This is a genomic window from Samsonia erythrinae (assembly GCF_004342665.1).
GTDB lineage: Bacteria > Pseudomonadota > Gammaproteobacteria > Enterobacterales > Enterobacteriaceae > Samsonia > Samsonia erythrinae.
Genome location: NZ_SMBY01000008.1, coordinates 1 through 22,286, shown reverse-complemented (window position 1 = coordinate 22,286; position 22,286 = coordinate 1). Strand labels below are relative to the sequence as shown.

The window sequence follows — 22,286 nt, the reverse complement described above, 5'->3', positions numbered from 1 at the left end:
GTGTTACCTCAGCTCTGTGAAACCTTACGCGGCACATAGCGATTTGCTATCACTTCTCCGGCAGGGTTTACCGCATGGAGCGGCGTCGGTTGCTGCACCAGATTGAGGTGCGGGAACAACAGTTCACCTACCCGATAGGCCTCTTCCAGATGCGGATAACCAGACAAGATGAAAGTATCAATCCCCAGGTCGGCATATTCCTGAATGCGCTCGGCGACCGTCGGACCGTCGCCGACCAGCGCTGTACCCGCGCCACCGCGCACCAGACCAATGCCTGCCCACAGGTTTGGACTGATCTCCAGATTCTCCTTTTTACCGCCGTGCAGCGCAGCCATTCGCTGCTGTCCGACCGAGTCAAAGCGTGCCAGCGCCGCCTGTGCATCGGCGATGGTTTTATCGTCAAGATGTGAAATCAGCCGCTCGGCTTCCTGCCAGGCTTCTTCCGTGGTTTCCCGCACGATAACGTGCAGACGAATGCCGAAGCGTACCTCTCGATTTTGCGCCGCGGCTTTAGCGCGAACCTCCGCCAGCTTCTCTTTCACCTGTTCCGGTGTTTCGCCCCATGTCAGGTAAAGATCGACCTGTTCTGCGGCCAGATTCTGCGCGGCTTCGGAAGAGCCGCCAAAGTAGAGCGGCGGACGCGGTTGCTGCACGGGAGAATAAAGCAGTTTGGCGTCTTTTACCTGAATGTGTTTGCCCGCGAAATCCACGGTTTCGCCTTCCAATAATCTGCGCCAGACATGGGTGAATTCCGCGGAGGCTTCGTAGCGCTCTTCATGACTGAGAAACAATCCCTCGGCGGCGAGTTCTTCCGGATCGCCGCCGGTGACCAGATTGAATAGCGCCCGTCCATTAGACAACCTGTCCAATGTCGCGGCCTGACGTGCGGCGATGGTGGGGGAAATCACGCCGGGGCGAAGGGCGACAAGAAACTTCAGCCGCTGCGTTACAGGGATGAGCGATGCCGCCACTAGCCAGGAATCCTCGCAGGAACGGCCCGTTGGCAATAAGACGCCGCCGAATCCCTGTCGTTCCGCGGCTTGCGCGACCTGTTGCAGATAGCTGTAGTCAACCTGACGGGCACCTTCTGCGCTGCCGAGATAGCGCCCGTCTCCGTGAGTAGGCAGAAACCAGAATACGTTAAGACTCATGGCGTGTTCTCCTGAACGGTAAGCTGTGTATTAAGTGAATTAATGCGTTTGGGGTTGCCAGACGCGCTCCGCGATATTGACCTTCACGGGGATCAGACGGTTTTCATAAAACAGGTTGGCCGTGGATTGCTGCGCCTTGATCGTGGCGGCATCCAGCGGCTTAATGGCCGTCGGCGGGCGGTGATCGAGCGCCGTTTCAATCACTTTTTCCGGTAGCCCCACCGCATTGGCCAGCAGCGTGACGCTTTGCGCCCGGTCACTGAGGGTTAATGCGTCGGCTTTGGTCAGCGTGTCCAGAACCTGACGAATAAACGTGCCGTGTGCTTCGGTATAAGGGCGGGAAGCGAGGTAGAAGGAGCCGGTTTTCTCCAGCCCGCTGCTGTCAACCAGCACCCGGACGCCGCCTTCCAACAGCGCGGCGGAATAGTAGGGATCCCAGATTGCCCATGCATCGACGTTGCCCTGCTGGAACGCCGCGCGCGCGTCAGCCGGGGTCAGATAAGTGGGTTTGATGTCGGTAAAGGTCAGACCGTCGCGTTGCAACGCCCGCAGCAGCGTGTTATGCGCGCTGGAGCCTTTCTGGAAGGCGACCTTACGGCCTTTCAGGTCGGCAACGGTTTTTACCGGGCTGTTTTCCCGCACCAGAATCACTTCGGCTTCCGGTTTAGGGGGTTCTGCGCCGACATACAGCAGGTCAGCCCCCGCGGCCTGCGCGAAAATAGGCGGGATATCGCCCGTGCCGCCCAGATCGATGCTGCCGACGTTTAGCGCTTCCAGCATCTGCGGCCCGGCGGGGAATTCAACCCAGCTGATTTTGGTCTTGGGGAACTGCTCTTCCAGCAGTTGGTGTGATTTTGCCAGCACCAGACTGATCGATCCTTTCTGATAACCGATGCGTAACTGCGTCGGTACGCTGTCCTGCGCATAGGCGCTGGACGTGAACAGCGCAACGCAGGCGGCCAGAAACACGGGTATTGGACGTAACCACCCCGTCATTTTCATCCATGACGCGGCGTTTTTGCGCGCTCCCTCTCCACGTCTTTCTGCGGTTGATCCTCTTGTTCGTCGCCCGTGCATAATGCTTCCCTTATAACGAAAAATAAAATTACGGTGAGAAAATGCAACATCAGGAGATAAAGGTAACAGGTGAGGGGCGGGCTTTTTAAATCTCAATTTGTCGTTTTTATAGTCAAAAGGAGGAAATGCTAAAAATCAGCGCAGTTAACGTCATCGTTCACGCAAAAAAACCGGCTTGCTCTGATGAGGAAGCAAACCGGAAGAGGGTAATACAGAATGTTTTACGGGTTTATCCGGGAACATTGTCGGGGAGAATCGTCATTAATTGTAGATTACCGCAGAGCCATGCAACTGGTCATTACCGGTCGCAGACGTAATGGTATAAGCTTTAGCGCCTGCTTTTTCCGCTTTCATGGCGAGCTTAGCCTGTAGCGAGCCGAGGTCTTTCGCCGTCGCGGTAACGACACCGGCTTTTTCCAGATTCTGAGCCTGTGAAGGGGAAACATACTCAGCGGCAGAAGCACCGAAAGAGACGGTGGCGAGAACAACAGCAGCGGCGATGGTTTTTACGTTTTTCATGATGTCTTATCCTTTTTTTGTTGATAGGTGAAAGGGCCTGCCCTCTCGATAGGAAGAATGTTACGCCGATGCTAATGAATTAAAAAACAGATGTTATTGAGCTTCTCTTTCTATTTTTTTGAATAAAAATGATGAAGGTTGTTGGATTTTTTTAAAATAAAACAACGTCTTATGTTTTAACTGGCGGAGATTTTACAAACTGTCGCGTCTTTTTTGATAAATGGGGTAGTGTTTTGCTTATTGATAAACAGATAACGTTTAATGCTGCTGGTCATCAAATTACCAATATTAATTGCTACTCCTGTGATGGTGAGTGGTTGGTTTATGATGTCAGACCTGGCGGATCTTCATTCACAGGGCTGACAATCGAACGCGTACACCTTAAGAGCCTGAAAACCGAGGTGATCTATCGGGCGACGGCGGGGGCACACGTCGGCGTGGTCACCTGTAGCCCGCAGGCGCCGCAGCGCTATGTCTTCATTCACGGGCCGGAAAATCCCGACAGCGACTGGCAGTACGATTTCCACCACCGCCGCGGGACGATAGTCGCGGATAGTCAGCGAGAAAAGGCGATGACGCTTGATGCACTGGCGATTACGCCGCCTTACCAGGCCGGCGCGCTGCGCGGCGGCACGCATGTCCACGTTTTCAGCCCCGATGCGAGCCGCCTGAGCTTCACCTATAACGATCACGTGTTGCATGAATGCGATCCGGCATTGGATTTACGCAATGTCGGCGTGGCGGTGCCGCTACAGGCCGTCACCGTTGCAAAACGCCATCCGCGTGAATATGACGGCAGCCACTATTGCGTGCTGGTCAGCAAAACGACGCCCCGACCGCAGCCCGGCAGCGATGAGATTAACCGTGCTTATGAAGAAGGTTGGGTAGGAACGGCAGGCTATATCCGACGGGATGGTTCGCGCCAGCGCTGGGCGCTGGCCTTTATCGGCGATACTTGCGCAGCGGACGGAACGAAAGTCCCCGAAGTCTTTATTGTGGATTTGCCGGACGAACTGGACGATTACGCCAAAGAAGGGGAAAGACCGCTGGCGGGAACGGCCACGTCAATGCCCGCGCCGCCTGCGGGAGTGCAACAACGGCGTCTGACCTTTACGCATCAGCGCCGCTACCCTGGGTTGGTAAACCTGCCGCGTCATTGGCTGCGAGCCTCGCCTGATGGTCGTGAGATCGCTTTTCTGATGCGGGATGAGACGGGCGTGGTGCAGCTATGGACCATTTCCCCGAATGGCGGAGAGCCAAGGCAAGTAACCGATGCAAAATTCGGTATACAGTCTGCTTTTAGCTGGCATCCCGCAGGGCATTCGCTGGCGTTTGTGTGTGATAACAGCATTATGCTGTGTGATGCGCAAAACGGCGAGTTAGTCCGGCTGACGCCGAGAACGGACCGCGCGCCCAGTGGGGATGCCGTGGTCTTTTCCCCGGATGGGAAGCATATTGCGTATATGCGGGAGATCGACGGTTTTAATCAGCTTTTTGTCGTGGCGGCGGCGTAGTCAGCCCGTATCGGGACACTGCCAATGCCGCGACGCTCAAAGCTGATTATGCGGCAGGGCGCTGAACTGCGAGCTGGCGGTCTGGTTTTGTTCTTCGCTGAGCAAAATACGTTCATGCGTGGAGAGCGCATGTTCATCGCTGCCTGCGCGATAATAGTCATAAGGCAACAGCAGGGTGTCGGCTACGGCCGAAAACGGTAGGTCGATGGCGACTAGCGGGAGCATTGCCCAACTGGTGTTGTCGTCGTGCAGCATGTCCATGCTGGCGCGTGCGCCAGAATAGTATCCCTGATCGCCTCCGGTACGCGTCATCACGCTGGAACAACCGCTGATTGCCGTTACGCAACTGCTGGTGAGGATGAAAGAGCACAATACGTTTTTCAGTAAAATCATATTACCTGTCCGTTAAGCACTTGTCGTCAGGGGCTGAGTCCGCATTATTGAGTGTATGTGATAATGCCCAAAGCGTGAGTGAATTTTGTATTAAAGGCCACTTTTTACTTCTTTTACCTCTTGAAAGTCTGAGAGGGGTCACCATATTGATAGTAAGCCACGAGAAAAGATACGCCGTCAGGGTATTTGTTCCGGCTATGAACCTGTCCTTTAGGAAGGTAAAAATTAATCCTCGCTGCAAGTTTAGGAGGCTGTTTTATGCGTACCCCTGATTTTTCTCCGTTTTATCGTTCCGCAATTGGCTTTGATCGCCTGTTTAACCTGTTGGAAACGGGCCAGACTCAGAGCAACGGCGGTTATCCTCCCTACAATGTCGAACTGGTCGATGAGAACCAATACCGTATCGCGATCGCCGTTGCAGGTTTCGCCGAGCAGGAACTGGAGATCACCGCACATGACAATTTATTGATTGTAAAAGGCGCCCATGTTGGTGAGCAGGTTGTTCGCAACTACCTGTATCAGGGGATCGCCGAGCGCAACTTCGAGCGTAAATTCCAGCTGGCTGAACATATTCAGGTTAAAGGCGCCAATCTGGAAAACGGGCTGCTGTATATCGATCTCGAACGGGTCGTGCCGGAAGAGATGAAGCCGCGCCGGATTGAAATCAAATAAATTTGCGTGAAGGGCTCATTGCCTGAAACGGCAACGCCATGAATTAAATTTTCGTTCGCCGAACGGGGACGACGCCAGCGACTGAACGGTGGCTGGCACAGACGATGCCCACAGGGCATGATTATCTCGCTTCTTAGAAGGAGTTAGTATTATGCGTAACTACGACTTATCACCTTTACTGCGTCAGTGGATCGGTTTTGACAAATTGGCCAGTTCAATGCAGAGCGGTCAGGAACCGGTGGATTTCCCTCCCTATAATATTGAAAAGAAAGACGATAACCACTATCGCATTACGCTCGCGCTGGCGGGCTTCCGGCAAAATGAGTTGGATATCGAAGTGGAAGGCCCACGCCTTACCGTGAAAGGCAACCCAACGCCAAGTGAAAAGAAAGTGGAATATCTGCATCAAGGGTTGGTGTTTAAACCCTTCACGCTAAGTTTTACGCTGGCCGAGCACCTGCGCGTGTCCGATGCGCATTTTGAAAATGGCCTGCTGCACATCGATCTGGTGCGTGAAGTGCCGGAAGCATTGCAGCCGCAGCGGATTGCTATCGGCGGTGGCCGTCCGGTACTGAGCCAGCAGTCTGATGTGGAAGACGCGTCATAACGCGCGACCCGCATCTTTAACCGATGATTTCCCGCGCCCGCACCATAACGGGCGCGGTTTTGTGTCCCCCGCCACGTTTCCCACTCCGGCATTCTGCCAAAATCGAAAACAGCAGTAGTAACATTCCCCAATAAAAACGTCCGCTAAGGATATGGCTATGAGTGATATTGCGCTTACCGTGAGTATGTTGGCGTTGGTGTCTGTTCTGGGGCTATGGATCGGCAACTGGCGAATTTACGGCGTCGGTTTAGGGATTGGCGGCGTGCTGTTCGGCGGGATCATCGTCGGGCATGTTGCTCAACAGTATCAGATTCAACTGAATGATGACATGCTGCACGTGATTCAGGAGTTCGGGCTGATTCTGTTCGTTTATACCATCGGTATTCAGGTCGGACCGGGTTTTTTTTCCTCCCTGCGCGTGTCTGGTCTGCGCCTCAACGCTTTTGCTCTGCTGACGGTTTTTCTCGGCTGTGTGGTCACCGTCCTGCTGCATACACTGCTTGATGTTCCTCTGCCTGTCATTCTGGGCATTTTTTCGGGGGCGGTGACCAACACGCCGTCACTGGGGGCGGGGCAGCAGATTCTGTCCGATCTCGGTTTGAACGAAGCTCTGGTCAATCAGATGGGGACCGGTTACGCCATGGCGTATCCGCTGGGGATTTGCGGCATTTTATTGGTGATGTGGCTGATGCGCATTCTGTTCCGCGTGGAGGTAGAGCGCGAGGCAAAACAGTTTGAAACCAGTAATGGTCAGCACCATGAGCAGTTGCACACGATGAATGTGTCAGTGACGAACGCCAATTTGCAGGGACTGGCCATACAGGACGTTCCGATCCTGAACCGCGATACGATCGTCTGTTCCCGCCTGAAGCGCGGCGATGAGCTGATGGTGCCCTCGCCGCAAACGCTCATCCAACTGGGCGATTACCTGCATCTGGTGGGGGCGAAAAGCGAATTGGAACAGGCGCGCCTTGTCATTGGTCATGAAGTTGACACCTCTCTGTCGACGCGTGGTACGGATCTGCACGTTGAACGGGTGGTGGTAACGAATGAAAAAGTGCTGGGGCGTAAAATTCGTGAACTCAACCTGAAACAAAATTATGACGTCGTGATTTCACGCCTGAATCGTGCTGGCGTCGAGTTGGTCGCCAGCAGTCAGGCCAGCCTGCAATTTGGTGATATTCTGAATTTAGTCGGGCGAAAAGCGGCGATTGATGCCGTCGCAGATATCGTGGGAAATGCTCAGCAGAAGCTTCAGCAGGTGCAGATGTTGCCGGTCTTTATCGGTATTGGGCTGGGCGTATTACTGGGTTCCATTCCGCTGATGATCCCGGGGTTTCCCGTGGCGCTGCGGCTCGGACTGGCCGGCGGGCCGCTGGTGGCGGCTCTGATTCTTGGCCGCATTGGTCGTATCGGTAAGCTTCACTGGTTTATGCCGCCCAGTGCGAATCTGGCGCTGCGTGAGCTGGGTATTGTGCTGTTTTTATCGGTAGTGGGGCTGAAATCCGGCGGCGATTTTATCGAAACGTTATTGAACGGCGATGGGGTGTGGTGGATTGGCTATGGGGCGCTGATTACCATTGTGCCGCTTCTGATTGTCGGTATTGTAGCGCGCGCGGTAGGTAAGATGAATTATCTGACCTTGTGTGGCATGTTGGCCGGTTCTATGACCGATCCGCCCGCGTTGGCATTTGCTAATGGGCTGCATGCAACCAGCGGTGCGGCTGCGCTGTCTTATGCTACGGTTTATCCGTTGGCGATGTTTCTGCGCATTATGTCGCCGCAGCTGTTAGCCGTGCTGTTTCTCACGCTCTAGGGGCTGATCCATTCATGCTGTTTTACGCGCGCTTTGAACCTGGACAGTGTTCGCACGTACGCAATGGCGTTGAACACCTGGCGGACTGCGCCAGTAAGTGCATAATGAGGCAGGCTCTGAATGTTATCAGTTAGATAAAAATAATATTTTTTCATTGAGGCGTGGCGATTTCCTCTGTTATTTTTTTTATCGCGGAATACCTGAGTAAATAAAGAGGGAATAGATAACCGACTGTCTGAAAAAGAATTATATTACCCCTATTGAGTAGTGGGGTTTTAGGGGCGCAATGTTGCCGTCGGGCTCGTTAAATTTATGTTCGGTAAATGTCAATCATTATTGAATTAAAAGGATTTTTATACGGAAACTAAAAATTTCTCAGTTTCCTAAATAAAGTAATGAACCGGTTTAGTAACTAAAGTAACGCTATTTTCAATGCGTGTTATAATACTATCTCTTCAATAATTAGTTGATTTTATAAGACGAGAGAAACACCTTGAACCATTATTTTCTCGTCTGCTTTTTCCGCAGATGACTCCTGTTGCGTTGTTTTCATCAGGGTGACGAAGGAATAATTGCGAAAGACCCACTCCTCCGCACGGGGCATCCGTTGTGAATATAGAATTCCGTTTTAATGAAGAGTGGTGTGCTTATGTCTGCGAATAACGGCAGGTTGCTGAAACTTTTAGTTATCCTTTGTATTGCCGGTGGCTTATGGCTATTGCCGGTTCCCGACGGGGTTAAACCCGATGCCTGGCATCTGATGGCGATTTTCATTGCCACGGTTGTCGGTCTTATTCTCTCCCCTTATCCGCTTGGCGCGATGGCGATGTTTAGCCTGACCTCCGTCTCCATACTCGGTTTGTTATCCATTAAAGATGTGCTGGCGGGCTTTAGCGACCCCACTATCTGGATGATCGCCTGCGCCTTTTTTATCTCCCGCGGCTTTATCAAAACGGGGTTTGGTCGGCGTATTGGCCTGCTGTTTATCAGCAAACTGGGGAATAGCTCTCTTGGTCTGGCTTACGGGTTGGTGTTCACCGATCTGTTGTTTGCGCCGGCGATGCCTTCTACGTCTGCGCGCTGTGGCGGGATCATTACCCCGCTGTTCCGGTCGATTTCCGAAGCGTATGACTCCACGCCGGAGAAGGGCACACAGCGTCGTATTGGCGCATTTCTGGTGCAGTCCATTTTCCAGTGTAACGCCGTGACCTCCGCGATGTTTATGACATCTATGGCCGGTAACCCGATGGTGGCGAAACTGGCCTCTCAGTTTGGTATCCATATCAGTTGGACGGACTGGGCGTTGGCGACCCTACTGCCGGGCTTCCTGTCTCTGGCGCTGATTCCCTACCTGATCTACCGCTTCTATCCGCCTGAGCTGAAGAAAACGTCGGAAATGCGCGCAATCGCCGTCGAAAGACTGCGTGAAATGGGTAAAATGTCCCGCGATGAGTGGGTGGTGCTGGGTGTGTTCCTGGGTCTGGTGACTTTCTGGGTTCTGGGTTCTACGCTGAAGATCGACGCGACCCTGACCGCACTGGCAGGCCTGAGCGTGCTGTTGCTCAGCCGCGCGTTGACGTGGGATGACGTGGTCAGCGAAAAAGAAGCCTGGCACACCGTGGTATGGTTTGCCGTCTTGATGACGCTGGCCGGCCAGCTCAATAAAATGGGCCTGATCGCCTGGCTGGGTGGATTGGCCGGTAATGCGGTAAGCGGCATGCACTGGTTACCGATGCTGGGCCTGCTGCTGTTGGTGTACTACTACAGCCACTACCTGATGGCGAGCGCGATTGCCCACATCAGCGCCATGTACGCGATTTTCGTCTCTATCGCGCTGGCCGCGGGGGCACCGCCGATGCTCACCGTACTGGTGTTCGGTATTTTCAGTAACCTGTTTATGTCCACGACTCACTACTCCAGCGGCCCGGCGCCGATTTTGTTCGGCTGTGGTTACATGCCGTTAAGCACATGGTGGAAGATCGGTTTTTTCATCAGTCTGGTCATCATTCCTATCTGGCTGGGCGTTGGCAGCATGTGGTGGAAACTGCTCGGTTTCTGGTAAAAACTTGCGCTACCCGATGGCGTTGCGGATGTGGCTGTATATCGCAACGCTTAAGCCTGACTCCCTTCTTGGTTATATGCGCTGTCCTTGTGACAGCGCATATGCGTCACGACACGCGAAACGCGATGAAACAGTATAAGATAACGGTGTAATGATGGTTGCTTCGGAGAGTGACATGGGCAAAAAAAAGACACCGCTCAAGCTGGGAACATCGGTATTCCTGATGGTATCCGTTGTACTTGGCGCGGTGCTGCTGGTGGTTTATTCCCTGCTGTTTTTTCGTATAAATCAGCTGTCGGAAGATCATCTGCGAGAGAAAGCTTTTGCCATTGCCCGCACGTTTGCGGCTTCTCCGGTTGTGATTGACGAACTGAGGGGGATCGGCAGCCCAGAGGCGGTGCAAGCGGCAGCGGAGACGATCCGCCAGCGCAATCAACTGCTCTTCGTCACCGTTGCGGATATGAATACGGTACGCCACACTCATCCGGAACCGGAAAGGATCGGCGAGCATTTTGCCGGTCGGGATATCTACCCGGCGCTGCTGGGTATGGAAAATACCGCCATCAATCGGGGAACGCTCGATCCGGCGCTGCGGGTATTTACGCCGGTTTTTGACAACAACCATGAGCAGGTCGGTGTAGTCGCGCTGGGTATTGCTTTGACCAGCGTACAAAAGGTGATTAACGATAATCGCTGGATGATCCCCTGGGCGATATTGGCGGGGGCGCTGGTTGGTTGGCTGGGCACGTTGATGTTAGTAAAGGTGCTCAAACGTATTATGCTGGGATTCGAACCCTTTGAGATCTCGAACCTGTTTGAACAGCGTAACGCGATGTTAAAGCACATTAAAGAAGGCGTGATTGCGGTCGATCAGCAGGGACGGATTACGGTCATCAATGATGAAGCGCGACGACTTTTCCGGCAGAATAAACCGCATAACGCCGAAGCGCCGACAGCGAATTCGACGGAACGCGTCAGCGATCGGTGGCTTGAGCTTCTGCACCTTAAACAGGTGTTGGAGAGCGGGACTCCTCGACGTGATGAGGAGATTAACTTTAACGGTCACTTGCTGCTGACCAATACCGTTCCGGTCTTTGTCAAGGGCGATATTATCGGTGCGATTGCGACCTTTCGCGATAAGACGGAGATCAGCCAACTGCTGCAACGCCTGAGTGGAATGTCATACTATGCGGATGCGCTGCGTGCGCAGTCGCATGAGTTTATGAACAAGCTGCACGTCATACTGGGGATGTTGCACTTAAAATACTATTCGCAACTGGAGGATTACATCCTGAAGACCGCCAATAATTATCAGGCGGAAATCGGTTCGATTATTCGTAAAGTGAAATCGCCAGTGATTGCGGGCTTCCTGTTGGGTAAAATCAACCGCGCGCGCGATCTCGGCATTACGCTCTCCATCAGCGAGGAGAGCTTGCTGCCGGATACCGATGATGTGGATGCGACCAATGAGCTGATTACCGTGTTGGGTAATCTGATTGAGAATGCGATGGACGCGATTGATGGGCAGGAGAACTGCGAAATCAGCGTGAGTTTCCACCATCAGGACGGTCGCCTCCACTGTACAGTGGGAGACGATGGCCCCGGCATTGCGCCACAGAGCCAGACGCGTATTTATGAACAGGGATTCTCTACCAAAGGCAGTGGGCGCGGTATTGGCCTGTATCTGACCAAACAGAGTCTGGAGAAGATTGGCGGCACTATCGAGTTTGAATCAGAACCTGAGGTGTACACCCAGTTTTTCGTTACTATTCCTTATCAAGCAAGGCTGTTTGACCATGATTAATGTACTGATTGTTGATGACGATGCCATGGTTGCAGAGCTTAACAAATCTTATCTGAACCAGGTTTCTGGCTTTAGCTGCTATGCGACCGTTCCGACGTTGCAGCAAGCGAGAAACCTGTTGATGCAACCTGACTTGGAAATTGACCTTGTGCTGCTGGATATCTATATGCAGCAGGATAACGGACTGGATTTGTTGCCCACGATCCGTGAATTCAGCGAAAAAACGGATGTCATTATCATCTCTTCCGCCAGTGATGTGCATACCATCAAAAAAGCGTTGCACTATGGCGTTGTGGACTATCTGATTAAGCCTTTCCAGTTTTCTCGTTTTGAGCAGGCCTTGACGGCTTACCGCGAAGAAGCGAATTTGTTCAAGCACCGTGATTTTGTCGCGCAGTCTGATATTGATAACCTGATCCGCCGTACCAGCAGCACATCCGCCAGTGAGCGCAAGAAACTGCCGAAAGGGTTAACCAGCCTGACGCTGCGTACCGTGTGTGAGTGGGTTGAAGGTAATCAGGGCACGGAATTCTCCACCGAAATGTTGGCGAATGCCATCGGTATTTCTCGTGTGTCCTGCCGGAAATACCTGATTTATCTTTCCGATACCGGCATTCTTACCACCAACATTCTTTACGGTTCGACGGGCAGACCGGTTTATCTGTATCGACTGCTGCCAGAGAAACAGGACTCGCTGCGTCAATATTGTGAATAAGTGGCAATGAATAAGTGGCAATGAATAAGCGGCTGTGATGGCCGCTATGTTTTCCCTGTAACGCGCTATTCGTCACCAATAAAAACGCCACGGCATGACCGTGGCGTTTTTATTATGGATAAACCGCGGTTGGATTAGACAACCCAGCCCAGCAGAAGCGTTGCTGCGATGACGGTAGACGCGCCGCCAATGCGGGTGGCGATCTGTGCGAATGGCATCAGCGACATACGGTTAGAGGCGGACAGGATCGCTACGTCACCCGTACCGCCCAGCCCGCTGTGGCAGGTGGTAACAATAGACGCTTCGATTGGGTACATATTCAGGTGAGGCGCGATCAGGAAGCTCACCAGCGCCATGGACAGCACCACAGAACCACAAACGATGACGTAACCGACAGAGAATACCGCGACGACGCTTTCCAGCGGGATGTACAGCATACCAAGCCCGATCATCAACGGCCATACCAGCGAGCTGGACACGAATTTGTAAACACTGTGCGCGCCGGTTTCCATGATGGCGGGAATAACGCGCCCGTATTTACAAAATACCGCGATCAGAATCATCAGGACCGGACCCGGGATGTGTACCAGTTTTTCAAACAGGCCGCCGACGATGAAGAAAGCGCAAATCATCAATAATCCGCCACCCATCAGGTGAAAATCGACCGGCTTTGGCGCGTCGTTTACGGCAAACATCTTACTGTCTTCATCGCTGCGTACCAAACGGCCTTCTCCAGTCAGGTCCTTACGGCGCATACCCAGACGAGACAGCACGCCAGCGCACAGAATCGCGAAGATGTTACCGACGACGGCAGCCGGCGCCAACTGCGCGACATAAACGTCCGGGCTTTGTCCCAGAATCGCAGAATAGGCTAACGACAAGGGCAGGATACCTTCGCCAATACCGCCACCGATAATCGGCACGATGATGAAAAAGAAGGTGTGATAGAAACTGTAGCCACACAGTTTGCCGACCAGCAAACCAGTTGCTAGCGCCGTCGCCGTGCCGATAACCAGCGGGACGAACATGCGTACCATACCCTGAATCAGGATCTTGCGGTTCATGCCTAAAATACTGCCAACCACCAGACAGGCGATGACGAAATACAGAAAGTTCGCCTCTTTCATCAGCAGGTGTACGGTTTTCATGGTGTTGTCGTTAAACAACTCAAAATAAACCATGATGGACGGCACCATCAGACAAAGAATGGCAGGGCCGCCAATATCTTTGAATACCGGGATATTGCTACCAATATGCGCCAGTAAAAAGCCCATCGTCATGATAACGGCAAAACCGCCAATCATATTTTTTGGCAGGTATCCCGCAATGGCCGCGATTGCGACAACGGCCGCGATCGCAATAAAAAGCGCCAGAGGAACGGAGCCGATCTTGTTTTTAAATAAGCTCCCGATAAATGATGTTGGTGCTGGTGTTTCCAGTGCGAGATTGTGCTCACATAAAATATCAGTTTCAATTTTTTTCATTATATTCACCCTGCTAGGACAGTTGGTACAGAAACAAATGACATGCCGTCGCATAGTATTGTGGCGATATTGATGACGCAGTGTTAGCGGTATGGTTTATTCACTGCTTCCTACCGATAACGGTTGTTTATCGATAATCACTCATGGCGACGGAATATGTAGTGTCAGAAAACATAAAGTTGCTTTTTTGGGTTTTTAATCAACTAGTAATAAAAATAAAGAGAGTAAGAAATGTTATTTGACGAATCGGCCTGGAGAGTAATCTAGCATGGTGGAATGTTAAAAATAATATGTTAATTGCGTATTTGTGAACTTAGCGACAACTCCATTTTAAATAACTTAATTCGTTTTTTTGTAATTAAAATTATTTTCTGGCGGTGAGAGATAAGTATTGAGGATGGGGTCAATCATATTATGAGAAAATAACACTTTATAAGAATAAGTAAATAGCTCGATTTTATTTTAGTGAAAATATTTATTTAATTAAAGTAGCTGAATCGCCGTCGGTCAATCTCGTGCCTGCCAGACCCTTTATGACGTAGATGTCGGTGGCATCGTCGACAATTTCCCCGCCTCAGCTTGGATCGGGTATGCCGCAATAAAGCAACGCTGTGCATGCCTGTCTGATCGGTAAAAAGCGAAGAGGCAAAGTTTTTTTCTGTGACGTAGATAGTTTGATTTTTGCTAATAATTCGTCTTTTGATATCAGTATTTCTTATGTTTCGCTAGGATATTCACCTGCTGTTAATGGTTTTAACAAAAAATAGTGCTCAGATCTTGGACATGTAAGACCAGATAAAAATCGCTTTTTTAATGGTGATAATTTCTCTTTGTAGACAGTATGTTAGTTTTTATTGCTGTTTTTATGGTCAAAGATGAAATATACGTCTTATTTATGGTGGGTTATTTGTATTTTATTTTTTAATAAAATGTAAGTGAATTTTGTAAATCCTTACGACTTGTATTGACGTCACCCCTATCTATTGACAAATTGAAGGCGCAATAGGGGAATCAAGGAGGAAAGTGGCGGTATTGCCTGAATGATTTTACGTCTTCATCCGGCATCCGTTGGCGGGTTATGACACTTCAGGATAGACGTTGATATCGAACCGTTAGGTGGTGGTCATTGACTCTGATGGCTACGATGCCTCCCCCCCTTTTAATTTTGCCTACGGGCGACAGGGTACAGACCGCAGCATTTAAAAATACAGGTCTGGCCAATCATTCCTAATCGATTCCGAGATGCGGGTAAATACGCTGTTTTTAACAAAACGCCGCTTTATACGATGCGTATGCAGCTTGGAAGAGGATGGGTATAGCACACAACATCATCCACAATGGAGCACGAGTAATGAAAAAGTCCCTGGCTAAATCAAGGGTGTTGACATTCGGCCTTGGCTTGCTTGCCATGTCCGTTTCCGCCAGTTTGCAGGCGAAAACGCTGGTTTACTGCTCTGAGGGGTCTCCGGAAGGCTTTAACCCACAGCTTTTCACCTCCGGCACCACATTTGATGCGAGCTCGATTCCTCTCTATAACCGTCTGGTTGAATTCAAAGACGGCACCACGGACACCGTCCCGGGGTTGGCCGAAAAATGGGATATCAGCGAAGATGGCAAGACCTATACCTTCCATTTGCGCAAAGGCGTGAAATGGCAGAACAGCAAAGATTTCAAACCGTCCCGTGAATTCAATGCCGATGACGTGATTTTCTCTTTTATGCGTCAGCAGGATGCCAACCACCCGTATCACAAAGTCTCTGGCGGCAGCTATGAATACTATCAGGGAATGGGGATGCCGGAACTGATCAGCAAAATTGAGAAAGTCGACGATTATACCGTCCGCTTTGTGCTGACGCGTCCTGAAGCGCCGTTCCTGGCGAACCTGGCGATGGATTTTGCTTCCATCATGTCAGCGGAATACGCGGATAACATGCTGAAAGCCGGTTCGCCGGAGAAGATTGACCTGAATCCGATCGGGACCGGTCCGTTCCAACTGCAACAATATCAGAAAGACTCCCGTATTCTGTATAAAGCCTTTGACGGCTACTGGGGCAGCAAGCCGGGCATCGACCGGCTGGTCTTCTCCATCACGCCGGATGCCTCTGTGCGTTACGCCAAGCTGCAAAAAGACGAATGCCAGATCATGCCTTATCCAAATCCAGCCGATCTTGCGCGCATGAAAGAAGATAAGAATATCGAGCTGATGGAACAGCCGGGCCTGAACGTTGGCTATCTGTCCTACAATGTGGAGAAAAAACCGCTGGATAACGTCAAAGTGCGTCAGGCGTTGAACTATTCGGTTAACAAATCCGCCATCATTGATGCCGTTTATCAAGGCGCTGGGCAGGCTGCGACCAACCTGATCCCGCCGACCATGTGGGGCTACAACAACGACGTTAAAGACTACAGTTACGACCCTGAAAAAGCGAAAGCTCTGCTGAAGGAAGCGGGTATGGCTGACGGATTCTCGATCGACCTGTGGGCCATGCCGGTACAGCGTCCGTACAACCCGAACGCCCGCCGTATGGCGGAAATGATTCAGTCCGACTGGGCGAAAATCGGCGTGAAAGCCAAGATCGTCACCTACGAGTGGGGCGAGTATCTGAAACGTGCGAAAGACGGCGAACACCAGACCGTACTGATGGGCTGGACGGGCGACAACGGGGACCCAGATAACTTCTTCGCCACTCTGTTCAGTTGTGACGCTGCCAAGAACGGCTCCAACTACTCCAAGTGGTGCTACAAGCCGTTTGAAGATCTGATCCAACCGGCGCGTGCCATTTCCGATCACGAAAAACGTATCGAGCTGTATAAGCAGGCGCAGGTCGTGATGCACGATCAGGCGCCGGCGCTGATTGTGGCGCACTCCACCGTGTATGAGCCCGTGCGTAAAAATGTGAAAGGCTATGTGGTTCAACCGCGCGGCGTCCATAGCTTTAATAACGTTACGTTGGATTAATTCAGCCACTGATTTCCATGGACATTGAAAACCCCGCCCTTGCGGTCTCTCTGTAGAGGGGACGTAGAGGCGGGGTTTCTTGCCCGTTAAATTTTTCATGCCCGCCACCCCGCGGGCCGCTGTATACGACGTTTAAAATCGCGCCTGCGATTTTATCTGTGAGCAATGATAAGCCTGCCGGCCAATGAGCCGACAGGCATGAATAGAGAGTTCGGGATATGTTGCAGTTCATACTCCGGCGTTTGGGGCTGGTTATCCCAACGTTTATTGGTATTACCCTGTTGACCTTCGCGTTTGTACACATGATTCCGGGTGACCCGGTGATGATCATGGCGGGTGAGCGTGGTATTTCTGCTGAGCGTCACGCGCAGTTGCTGGCCGAAATGGGGCTGGATAAGCCGCTCTGGCAGCAATATGTCCACTATGTTGGCGGCGTATTGCAGGGCGATCTGGGGGTTTCTCTCAAGAGCCGCATTCCGGTTTGGGAAGAGTTTGTTCCCCGCTTCAAGGCGACGCTGGAACTGGGCGTTTGCGCGATGTTGTTTGCTATTGCTGTCGGGATCCCTGTCGGCGTGCTGGCGGCGGTCAAACGTGGTTCCATTTTCGATCACACGTCAGTTGGTCTGGCGCTGACGGGTTATTCCATGCCTATCTTCTGGTGGGGCATGATGCTGATTATGCTGGTTTCCGTCCAGCTCGATCTCACGCCTGTCTCGGGCCGCATTAGCGATACCGTCTTTCTTGATGACAGCATGCCGCTGACCGGCTTTATGCTGATCGATACCCTATTCTGGGGCGAAAACGGCGATTTTATCGATGCGGTTGAACACATGATCCTGCCGGCCATTGTGCTGGGCACCATTCCGCTGGCGGTGATAGTGCGGATGACGCGCTCCGCGATGCTGGAAGTGCTGGGTGAAGATTACATTCGTACCGCGCGCGCCAAAGGGTTGAGTCGCCTGCGCGTGATTGTCGTGCACGCCTTGCGTAACGCGATGCTGCCGGTGGTGACGGTGATTGGCTTACAGGTTGGCACGATGCTGGCCGGGGCAATCCTGACGGAAACCATCTTTTCGTGGCCGGGGCTGGGACGCTGGCTGATCGATGCGCTACAGCGGCGCGATTATCCGGTGGTACAGGGGGGCGTCCTGCTGGTGGCGACCATGATCATTCTGGTCAACCTGCTGGTCGATGTGCTCTACGGCGTGGTGAACCCGCGCATCCGTCACAAGAAATAAGGGGAAGGCTGAGATGACACATGTCACTGAACCTGTTGTAAATAACGCGCCTAAGCCGATGACCCCGCTACAGGAATTCTGGCACTACTTTAAACGCAATAAAGGGGCCGTGGTTGGCTTGATTTATGTGGTTCTGATGCTGGTGATCGCCATTGGCGCGAGCGTATTAGCGCCACATGCGCCGGCGGAACAGTTCCGCGATGCGCTGCTGCGCCCGCCGGTCTGGCAAGAGGGCGGGAGCTGGCAGTTTATTCTGGGTACGGATGACGTTGGGCGTGATGTCTTTTCCCGCCTGATGTACGGCGCGCGCCTGTCGCTGCTGGTCGGCTGTCTGGTCGTACTGTTATCGCTGGTGCTGGGCGTCATTTTTGGCCTGCTGGCCGGCTACTTCGGCGGTGTGGTGGATGCCGTCATCATGCGTATTGTCGATATCATGCTGGCGTTGCCGAGCCTGCTGTTGGCGCTGGTGCTGGTCGCGGTTTTCGGGCCGTCTATCGTAAACGCTTCGCTGGCGCTGACGTTTGTTGCGCTGCCGCACTACGTTCGTCTGACCCGCGCCGCTGTGCTGGTGGAAGTGAACCGTGATTATGTTACGGCTTCCCGCGTGGCGGGCGCAGGCGCAATGCGCCAGATGTTTATCAATATCTTTCCTAACTGTCTGGCGCCGCTGATCGTTCAGGCGTCGCTGGGTTTCTCTAATGCCATTCTTGATATGGCTGCGTTGGGTTTCCTCGGTATGGGCGCACAGCCGCCAACGCCGGAGTGGGGCACCATGCTGTCGGACGTGCTGCAGTTTGCGCAAAGCGCCTGGTGGGTGGTGACGTTCCCCGGTCTGGCAATTTTACTGACGGTATTGGCGTTTAACCTGATGGGGGACGGCTTGCGTGATGCTCTCGACCCCAAACTCAAGCAGTAACAGAGGTAGAGAGATGGCGTTGCTCAATGTAGATAAACTGTCCGTTCACTTTGGTGATGAAGATCTGCCGTTTCGCGCGGTCGATCGCATCAGCTATCAGGTGGAACAAGGGCAAGTGGTTGGTATCGTCGGGGAATCCGGTTCCGGTAAATCCGTCAGCTCGCTGGCGATAATGGGACTGATTGATTACCCCGGCAAAGTGATGGCCGACAAGCTGGAATTCAACCAGCGCGATTTAAAGCAAATTTCCGAGAAAGAACGGCGTAATCTGGTGGGTTCTGAAGTCGCGATGATCTTCCAGGACCCGATGACCAGCCTGAACCCCTGTTACACCGTGGGCTACCAGATCATGGAAGCGATAAAGGTGCATCAGGGCGGTAACCGTAAAACCCGTCGTCAGCGTGCGATTGACCTGCTGACGTTGGTCGGTATTCCCGATCCGGCTTCGCGTCTGGATGTTTATCCCCACCAGCTTTCCGGCGGGATGAGCCAGCGCGTGATGATCGCCATGGCGATTGCCTGTCGGCCAAAACTGCTGATTGCCGATGAACCGACCACGGCGCTGGATGTCACCATTCAGGCGCAGATCATCGAACTGCTGCTCGAATTGCAGCAGCGCGAGAACATGGCGCTGATTCTGATTACGCACGATTTGGCGCTGGTGGCGGAAGCCGCTCACCACATTATCGTGATGTATGCCGGACAGGTGGTGGAATCCGGCAAAGCGGCGGATATCTTCCGTGCCCCCCGTCACCCCTATACTCAGGCGCTGCTGCGTGCGCTGCCGGAGTTTGCGACGGATAAATCCCGGCTGGCGTCCCTGCCGGGTGTGGTACCGGGCAAGTATGACCGGCCAAACGGCTGTCTGCTCAACCCGCGCTGCCCTTATGCGCAGGACCGCTGCCGTCAGCAAGAGCCAGAACTGCGCGATATTCCTGGCCGTCAGGTGAAATGTCATACACCGCTGGATGATGCGGGGAGGCCGACCCTATGAGTGAACTGAACGTTACGTCGCAGCCGTACTTACTGCATGCGATCGATCTGAAAAAACATTATCCGGTGAAAAAGGGCCTGTTCGCGCCGGAGCGGATGGTGAAAGCGCTGGACGGCGTTTCCTTTACGCTGGAGCGCGGTAAAACGCTGGCGGTGGTGGGGGAATCCGGCTGTGGGAAATCTACGCTGGGCCGCCTGCTGACGATGATCGAATCGCCGTCTGACGGCGAGCTGTACTATCAGGGACAGGATCTTTTAAAGCCGGATCCGGCGGCGCAGAAACTGCGTCGGCAAAAGATCCAGATCGTGTTCCAGAATCCTTACGGATCGCTCAACCCGCGTAAAAAAGTTGGGCAGATCCTTGAAGAACCGCTGCTGATCAACACGGAACTGTCAAAAGCCGGGCGCCGTGAAAAAGCGCTGGCGATGATGGCGAAAGTGGGGCTGAAAACAGAGCATTATGACCGCTACCCGCATATGTTCTCCGGCGGCCAGCGTCAACGTATCGCCATCGCCCGTGGATTGATGCTGGACCCGGACGTGGTGATTGCGGACGAACCGGTTTCGGCGCTGGATGTGTCGGTGCGCGCGCAGGTACTAAACCTGATGATGGATTTACAGCAGGATCTGGGGCTGTCTTACGTCTTCATCTCGCACGACCTGTCAGTCGTCGAGCACATTGCTGATGAAGTGATGGTGATGTATCTGGGCCGCTGCGTCGAGAAAGGCAGCAAAGACGCCATTTTCAACCACCCGCGCCACCCGTATACGCAGGCGTTACTTTCCGCGACGCCGCGCCTGAACCCGGATTTACGTCGCGAGCGTATTAAGCTGACCGGGGAACTGCCCAGCCCGCTGAATCCACCGCCGGGCTGCGCGTTTAACGCCCGCTGTCAACGCTGCTTCAGCACCTGCACGCAGTTCCAGCCGCAGTTGAAAACCTACGGTGAACAGCAGGTTGCCTGTTTCGCCGTCGATCAGGATGAGCACGGCACAGGCGCGGTCTTCTCTTAATTTAGCCCTGTATCCACGCGGCGGAGAAGCGGCGTGGATACACAATATACAGAAAATGGCGGGTATCGCCTTCGCCATGACGGACTGCGATGCAGTGGCCGTCTTCGTCATAAGTATAGTGAGTTTCGGTGCCGGCAATATCGCGCTCGCGGATGACCCGTGCATCGGCATCGAGCCACCACCTGAGTCAGGCGTCACCGTTAATAAAGCCACCAAAACAGAGCGTTACTATACGGTGGGATACGCCGCGCACAAACCTGTAATAACAGGTTTGAACAGCTTTAGCTGGCCCGTAGGGAGAGTCTCAAAATGAGACGAGTAAAATGGCAACACCAACCCGCCGTCCGCCATCAACCTTAAAGGCCGCTGGCTGGAAGAGTCGGGGTTTATGACCGGGATGCCCATCACTATTACCGTGGAGCGGGGCAGGATAGTGATTGAGACGGAGATTAATCTCTGACTGTGCACATCAAGGAATAAGCAGCAGATAAAATAAAGCCGGAAGGATCGTTGTGATCGCTTCCGGCTTTATCAGTATTCTACTTTGAGTGTGGCTTCCAATAACTAATGCCTTCCATTTCCCTTTCAATATCATCCATATCATCATCACCTAGCTCAAGATTAAATTTTTCAGTAATGATCTCTCTTATATTTGCTAATTTTTTAGTAATATCATTCTCATCGATAAACCTTGTGGTTTCTTCACAATATAATCCCCTGTCCTCTGAGCTAATATCACCACTGACGTTGTCATAATAATGCCTGGCAATATCTCTTAGTGAAACAAGCATATACTCCACATCGGATAATATTTTAATGGCCTCTTCTCCTGATAGGGAGATTTTTTCATTATCTTTTAGCAAATTCAATTTACTTCCTCCTAAATATTTTAGGATCATCTAATTTAACATCGCCTTTTACGGTTAGTTCATCAATATGATAACGGGGGTTGCGCACCCATTCTAAAGACTCAGTTGGCACATCTGTTTCTATATAGTCACGACCGCGCCCACGACCTATTTGGTATTTGTTCTCTGCCTCAAGAGGGCTCAAAGGTTTATTTTTTGCTGGTTCTACATAAACACGATTATTATCATGTGCTTTTATGACACCACTCTCTTCGATCGCTTTAGAACCCTTACGATTGGTGTAATGGCGAACACGAGTCTTTCTAGTTGAACAACCAGCCAACCCCAACGGATCGATCCAACTTATAGGGTTCTTGACGTACTGGTAATTGTTATCACCCCCCAACACCCCTATCGGGTCATAGGGACGATCCTGACGCCGTCGTACTTTTTAGCGCACTTAACCCCTTGAAGCAACACCCTTTTCAGACAGCGTTTTCGGCC

The 22,286-nt window shown here is 52.4% G+C and carries 19 protein-coding genes and 2 pseudogenes; 13 read left to right on the top strand and 8 right to left on the bottom strand.

The features are described 5' to 3' along the window. Positions 1-8: 8 nt before the first annotated feature. The 3 genes from ssuD to bhsA all read right to left on the bottom strand — a co-directional run bounded on the left by ssuD (position 9) and on the right by bhsA (position 2,747). Entirely contained in the window at positions 9-1,151 is a 1,143-nt protein-coding gene (ssuD, locus tag EDC54_RS12970; protein ID WP_132456938.1) for an FMNH2-dependent alkanesulfonate monooxygenase, read from the bottom strand. 39 nt (positions 1,152-1,190) lie between these two features. After that, the gene (locus EDC54_RS12965; RefSeq protein ID WP_165904313.1) at positions 1,191-2,147 is read right to left on the bottom strand and encodes a sulfonate ABC transporter substrate-binding protein; all 957 of its coding nucleotides are present in this window, start codon (positions 2,145-2,147) and stop codon (positions 1,191-1,193) included. Between the two features lie 342 nt (positions 2,148-2,489). After that, positions 2,490-2,747: a multiple stress resistance protein BhsA gene (gene bhsA / locus EDC54_RS12960; RefSeq protein ID WP_132456932.1), complete on the bottom strand. Its 258-nt coding sequence runs from the start codon at positions 2,745-2,747 to the stop codon at positions 2,490-2,492. Positions 2,748-2,980: 233 nt separating this feature from the next. Here bhsA and EDC54_RS12955 point away from each other — a divergent pair, with 233 nt between their 5' ends. Next, positions 2,981-4,261 carry a DUF3748 domain-containing protein gene (locus tag EDC54_RS12955; RefSeq protein ID WP_165904312.1) on the top strand — a complete coding sequence of 427 codons (1,281 nt, stop codon included), beginning with the start codon at positions 2,981-2,983 and terminating at the stop codon, positions 4,259-4,261. A 36-nt stretch (positions 4,262-4,297) separates the two neighbouring features. Here the strand turns inward: EDC54_RS12955 and EDC54_RS12950 are convergent, their stop codons facing one another. Continuing rightward, entirely contained in the window at positions 4,298-4,654 is a 357-nt protein-coding gene (locus tag EDC54_RS12950) for a YceK/YidQ family lipoprotein (RefSeq protein WP_132456929.1), read from the bottom strand. A gap of 258 nt (positions 4,655-4,912) precedes the next feature. Here EDC54_RS12950 and ibpA point away from each other — a divergent pair, with 258 nt between their 5' ends. From ibpA to dcuR, 6 genes are all read left to right on the top strand, one after another. After that, positions 4,913-5,326, top strand: a complete 414-nt coding sequence (ibpA, locus tag EDC54_RS12945) for a small heat shock chaperone IbpA (protein WP_132456926.1) — start codon at positions 4,913-4,915, stop codon at positions 5,324-5,326. A gap of 151 nt (positions 5,327-5,477) precedes the next feature. Continuing rightward, positions 5,478-5,933, top strand: a complete 456-nt coding sequence (gene ibpB, locus EDC54_RS12940) for a small heat shock chaperone IbpB (RefSeq protein ID WP_132456923.1) — start codon at positions 5,478-5,480, stop codon at positions 5,931-5,933. Between the two features lie 157 nt (positions 5,934-6,090). Then, on the top strand, positions 6,091-7,749 hold the full coding sequence (locus EDC54_RS12935; RefSeq protein ID WP_132456920.1) for a putative transporter: 1,659 nt from the start codon (positions 6,091-6,093) through the stop codon (positions 7,747-7,749). A 649-nt stretch (positions 7,750-8,398) separates the two neighbouring features. After that, complete coding sequence (locus EDC54_RS12930; RefSeq protein WP_132456917.1) at positions 8,399-9,811, top strand: anion permease; 1,413 nt, start codon at positions 8,399-8,401, stop codon at positions 9,809-9,811. Positions 9,812-9,986: 175 nt separating this feature from the next. Further along, positions 9,987-11,615, top strand: a complete 1,629-nt coding sequence (locus EDC54_RS12925; protein ID WP_132456914.1) for a sensor histidine kinase — start codon at positions 9,987-9,989, stop codon at positions 11,613-11,615. Continuing rightward, the gene (gene dcuR, locus EDC54_RS12920) at positions 11,608-12,330 is read left to right on the top strand and encodes a two-component system response regulator DcuR (protein ID WP_132456911.1); all 723 of its coding nucleotides are present in this window, start codon (positions 11,608-11,610) and stop codon (positions 12,328-12,330) included. The genes EDC54_RS12925 and dcuR overlap by 8 nt, the downstream gene beginning before the upstream one ends. A gap of 134 nt (positions 12,331-12,464) precedes the next feature. On the opposite strand, the gene EDC54_RS12915 is transcribed toward dcuR, so the two are convergent. Then, positions 12,465-13,814: a 2-hydroxycarboxylate transporter family protein gene (locus tag EDC54_RS12915; protein WP_132456908.1), complete on the bottom strand. Its 1,350-nt coding sequence runs from the start codon at positions 13,812-13,814 to the stop codon at positions 12,465-12,467. 1,351 nt (positions 13,815-15,165) lie between these two features. Here EDC54_RS12915 and dppA point away from each other — a divergent pair. The 5 genes from dppA (at position 15,166) to dppF (ending at position 20,934) form a co-directional block, all read left to right on the top strand. Beyond that, complete coding sequence (gene dppA / locus EDC54_RS12910) at positions 15,166-16,773, top strand: dipeptide ABC transporter periplasmic-binding protein DppA (RefSeq protein WP_132456905.1); 1,608 nt, start codon at positions 15,166-15,168, stop codon at positions 16,771-16,773. Between the two features lie 218 nt (positions 16,774-16,991). Continuing rightward, positions 16,992-18,011: a dipeptide ABC transporter permease DppB gene (gene dppB, locus EDC54_RS12905; protein WP_132456903.1), complete on the top strand. Its 1,020-nt coding sequence runs from the start codon at positions 16,992-16,994 to the stop codon at positions 18,009-18,011. Between the two features lie 13 nt (positions 18,012-18,024). Next, on the top strand, positions 18,025-18,927 hold the full coding sequence (dppC, locus tag EDC54_RS12900; RefSeq protein WP_132456900.1) for a dipeptide ABC transporter permease DppC: 903 nt from the start codon (positions 18,025-18,027) through the stop codon (positions 18,925-18,927). 13 nt (positions 18,928-18,940) lie between these two features. Next, positions 18,941-19,921, top strand: coding sequence for a dipeptide ABC transporter ATP-binding protein (gene dppD, locus EDC54_RS12895; protein ID WP_132456897.1), 981 nt, complete (start codon positions 18,941-18,943; stop codon positions 19,919-19,921). After that, entirely contained in the window at positions 19,918-20,934 is a 1,017-nt protein-coding gene (gene dppF, locus EDC54_RS12890; RefSeq protein ID WP_132456894.1) for a dipeptide ABC transporter ATP-binding subunit DppF, read from the top strand. The genes dppD and dppF overlap by 4 nt, the downstream gene beginning before the upstream one ends. Before the next feature lie 46 nt (positions 20,935-20,980). On the opposite strand, the pseudogene EDC54_RS18270 reads toward dppF, so the two are convergent. Then, positions 20,981-21,118 (bottom strand): annotated as a pseudogene (locus EDC54_RS18270) (RHS repeat domain-containing protein); the annotation flags it as partial. 87 nt (positions 21,119-21,205) lie between these two features. Here EDC54_RS18270 and EDC54_RS18265 point away from each other — a divergent pair. Next, positions 21,206-21,394, top strand: a pseudogene (locus EDC54_RS18265) (SymE family type I addiction module toxin). Between the two features lie 79 nt (positions 21,395-21,473). On the opposite strand, the gene EDC54_RS12875 reads toward EDC54_RS18265, so the two are convergent. Both EDC54_RS12875 and EDC54_RS12870 read right to left on the bottom strand, forming a co-directional pair. Next, complete coding sequence (locus EDC54_RS12875) at positions 21,474-21,803, bottom strand: hypothetical protein (RefSeq protein ID WP_132456891.1); 330 nt, start codon at positions 21,801-21,803, stop codon at positions 21,474-21,476. Position 21,804: 1 nt separating this feature from the next. Next, positions 21,805-22,131, bottom strand: coding sequence for an HYD1 signature containing ADP-ribosyltransferase family protein (locus EDC54_RS12870; RefSeq protein ID WP_230514515.1), 327 nt, complete (start codon positions 22,129-22,131; stop codon positions 21,805-21,807). Between the last annotated feature and the right edge of the window lie 155 nt (positions 22,132-22,286).

What these genes read in the sequence shown, in the direction of transcription:
- ssuD (WP_132456938.1), bottom strand. Translation starts at nt 1,151, where the DNA reads ATGAGTCTTAACGTATTCTGGTTTCTGCCTACTCACGGAGACGGGCGC.
- EDC54_RS12965 (WP_165904313.1), bottom strand. Translation starts at nt 2,147, where the DNA reads ATGACGGGGTGGTTACGTCCAATACCCGTGTTTCTGGCCGCCTGCGTT.
- bhsA (WP_132456932.1), bottom strand. Translation starts at nt 2,747, where the DNA reads ATGAAAAACGTAAAAACCATCGCCGCTGCTGTTGTTCTCGCCACCGTC.
- EDC54_RS12950 (WP_132456929.1), bottom strand. Translation starts at nt 4,654, where the DNA reads ATGATTTTACTGAAAAACGTATTGTGCTCTTTCATCCTCACCAGCAGT.
- ibpA (WP_132456926.1), top strand. Translation starts at nt 4,913, where the DNA reads ATGCGTACCCCTGATTTTTCTCCGTTTTATCGTTCCGCAATTGGCTTT.
- ibpB (WP_132456923.1), top strand. Translation starts at nt 5,478, where the DNA reads ATGCGTAACTACGACTTATCACCTTTACTGCGTCAGTGGATCGGTTTT.
- EDC54_RS12935 (WP_132456920.1), top strand. Translation starts at nt 6,091, where the DNA reads ATGAGTGATATTGCGCTTACCGTGAGTATGTTGGCGTTGGTGTCTGTT.
- EDC54_RS12930 (WP_132456917.1), top strand. Translation starts at nt 8,399, where the DNA reads ATGTCTGCGAATAACGGCAGGTTGCTGAAACTTTTAGTTATCCTTTGT.
- EDC54_RS12925 (WP_132456914.1), top strand. Translation starts at nt 9,987, where the DNA reads ATGGGCAAAAAAAAGACACCGCTCAAGCTGGGAACATCGGTATTCCTG.
- dcuR (WP_132456911.1), top strand. Translation starts at nt 11,608, where the DNA reads ATGATTAATGTACTGATTGTTGATGACGATGCCATGGTTGCAGAGCTT.
- EDC54_RS12915 (WP_132456908.1), bottom strand. Translation starts at nt 13,814, where the DNA reads ATGAAAAAAATTGAAACTGATATTTTATGTGAGCACAATCTCGCACTG.
- dppA (WP_132456905.1), top strand. Translation starts at nt 15,166, where the DNA reads ATGAAAAAGTCCCTGGCTAAATCAAGGGTGTTGACATTCGGCCTTGGC.
- dppB (WP_132456903.1), top strand. Translation starts at nt 16,992, where the DNA reads ATGTTGCAGTTCATACTCCGGCGTTTGGGGCTGGTTATCCCAACGTTT.
- dppC (WP_132456900.1), top strand. Translation starts at nt 18,025, where the DNA reads ATGACACATGTCACTGAACCTGTTGTAAATAACGCGCCTAAGCCGATG.
- dppD (WP_132456897.1), top strand. Translation starts at nt 18,941, where the DNA reads ATGGCGTTGCTCAATGTAGATAAACTGTCCGTTCACTTTGGTGATGAA.
- dppF (WP_132456894.1), top strand. Translation starts at nt 19,918, where the DNA reads ATGAGTGAACTGAACGTTACGTCGCAGCCGTACTTACTGCATGCGATC.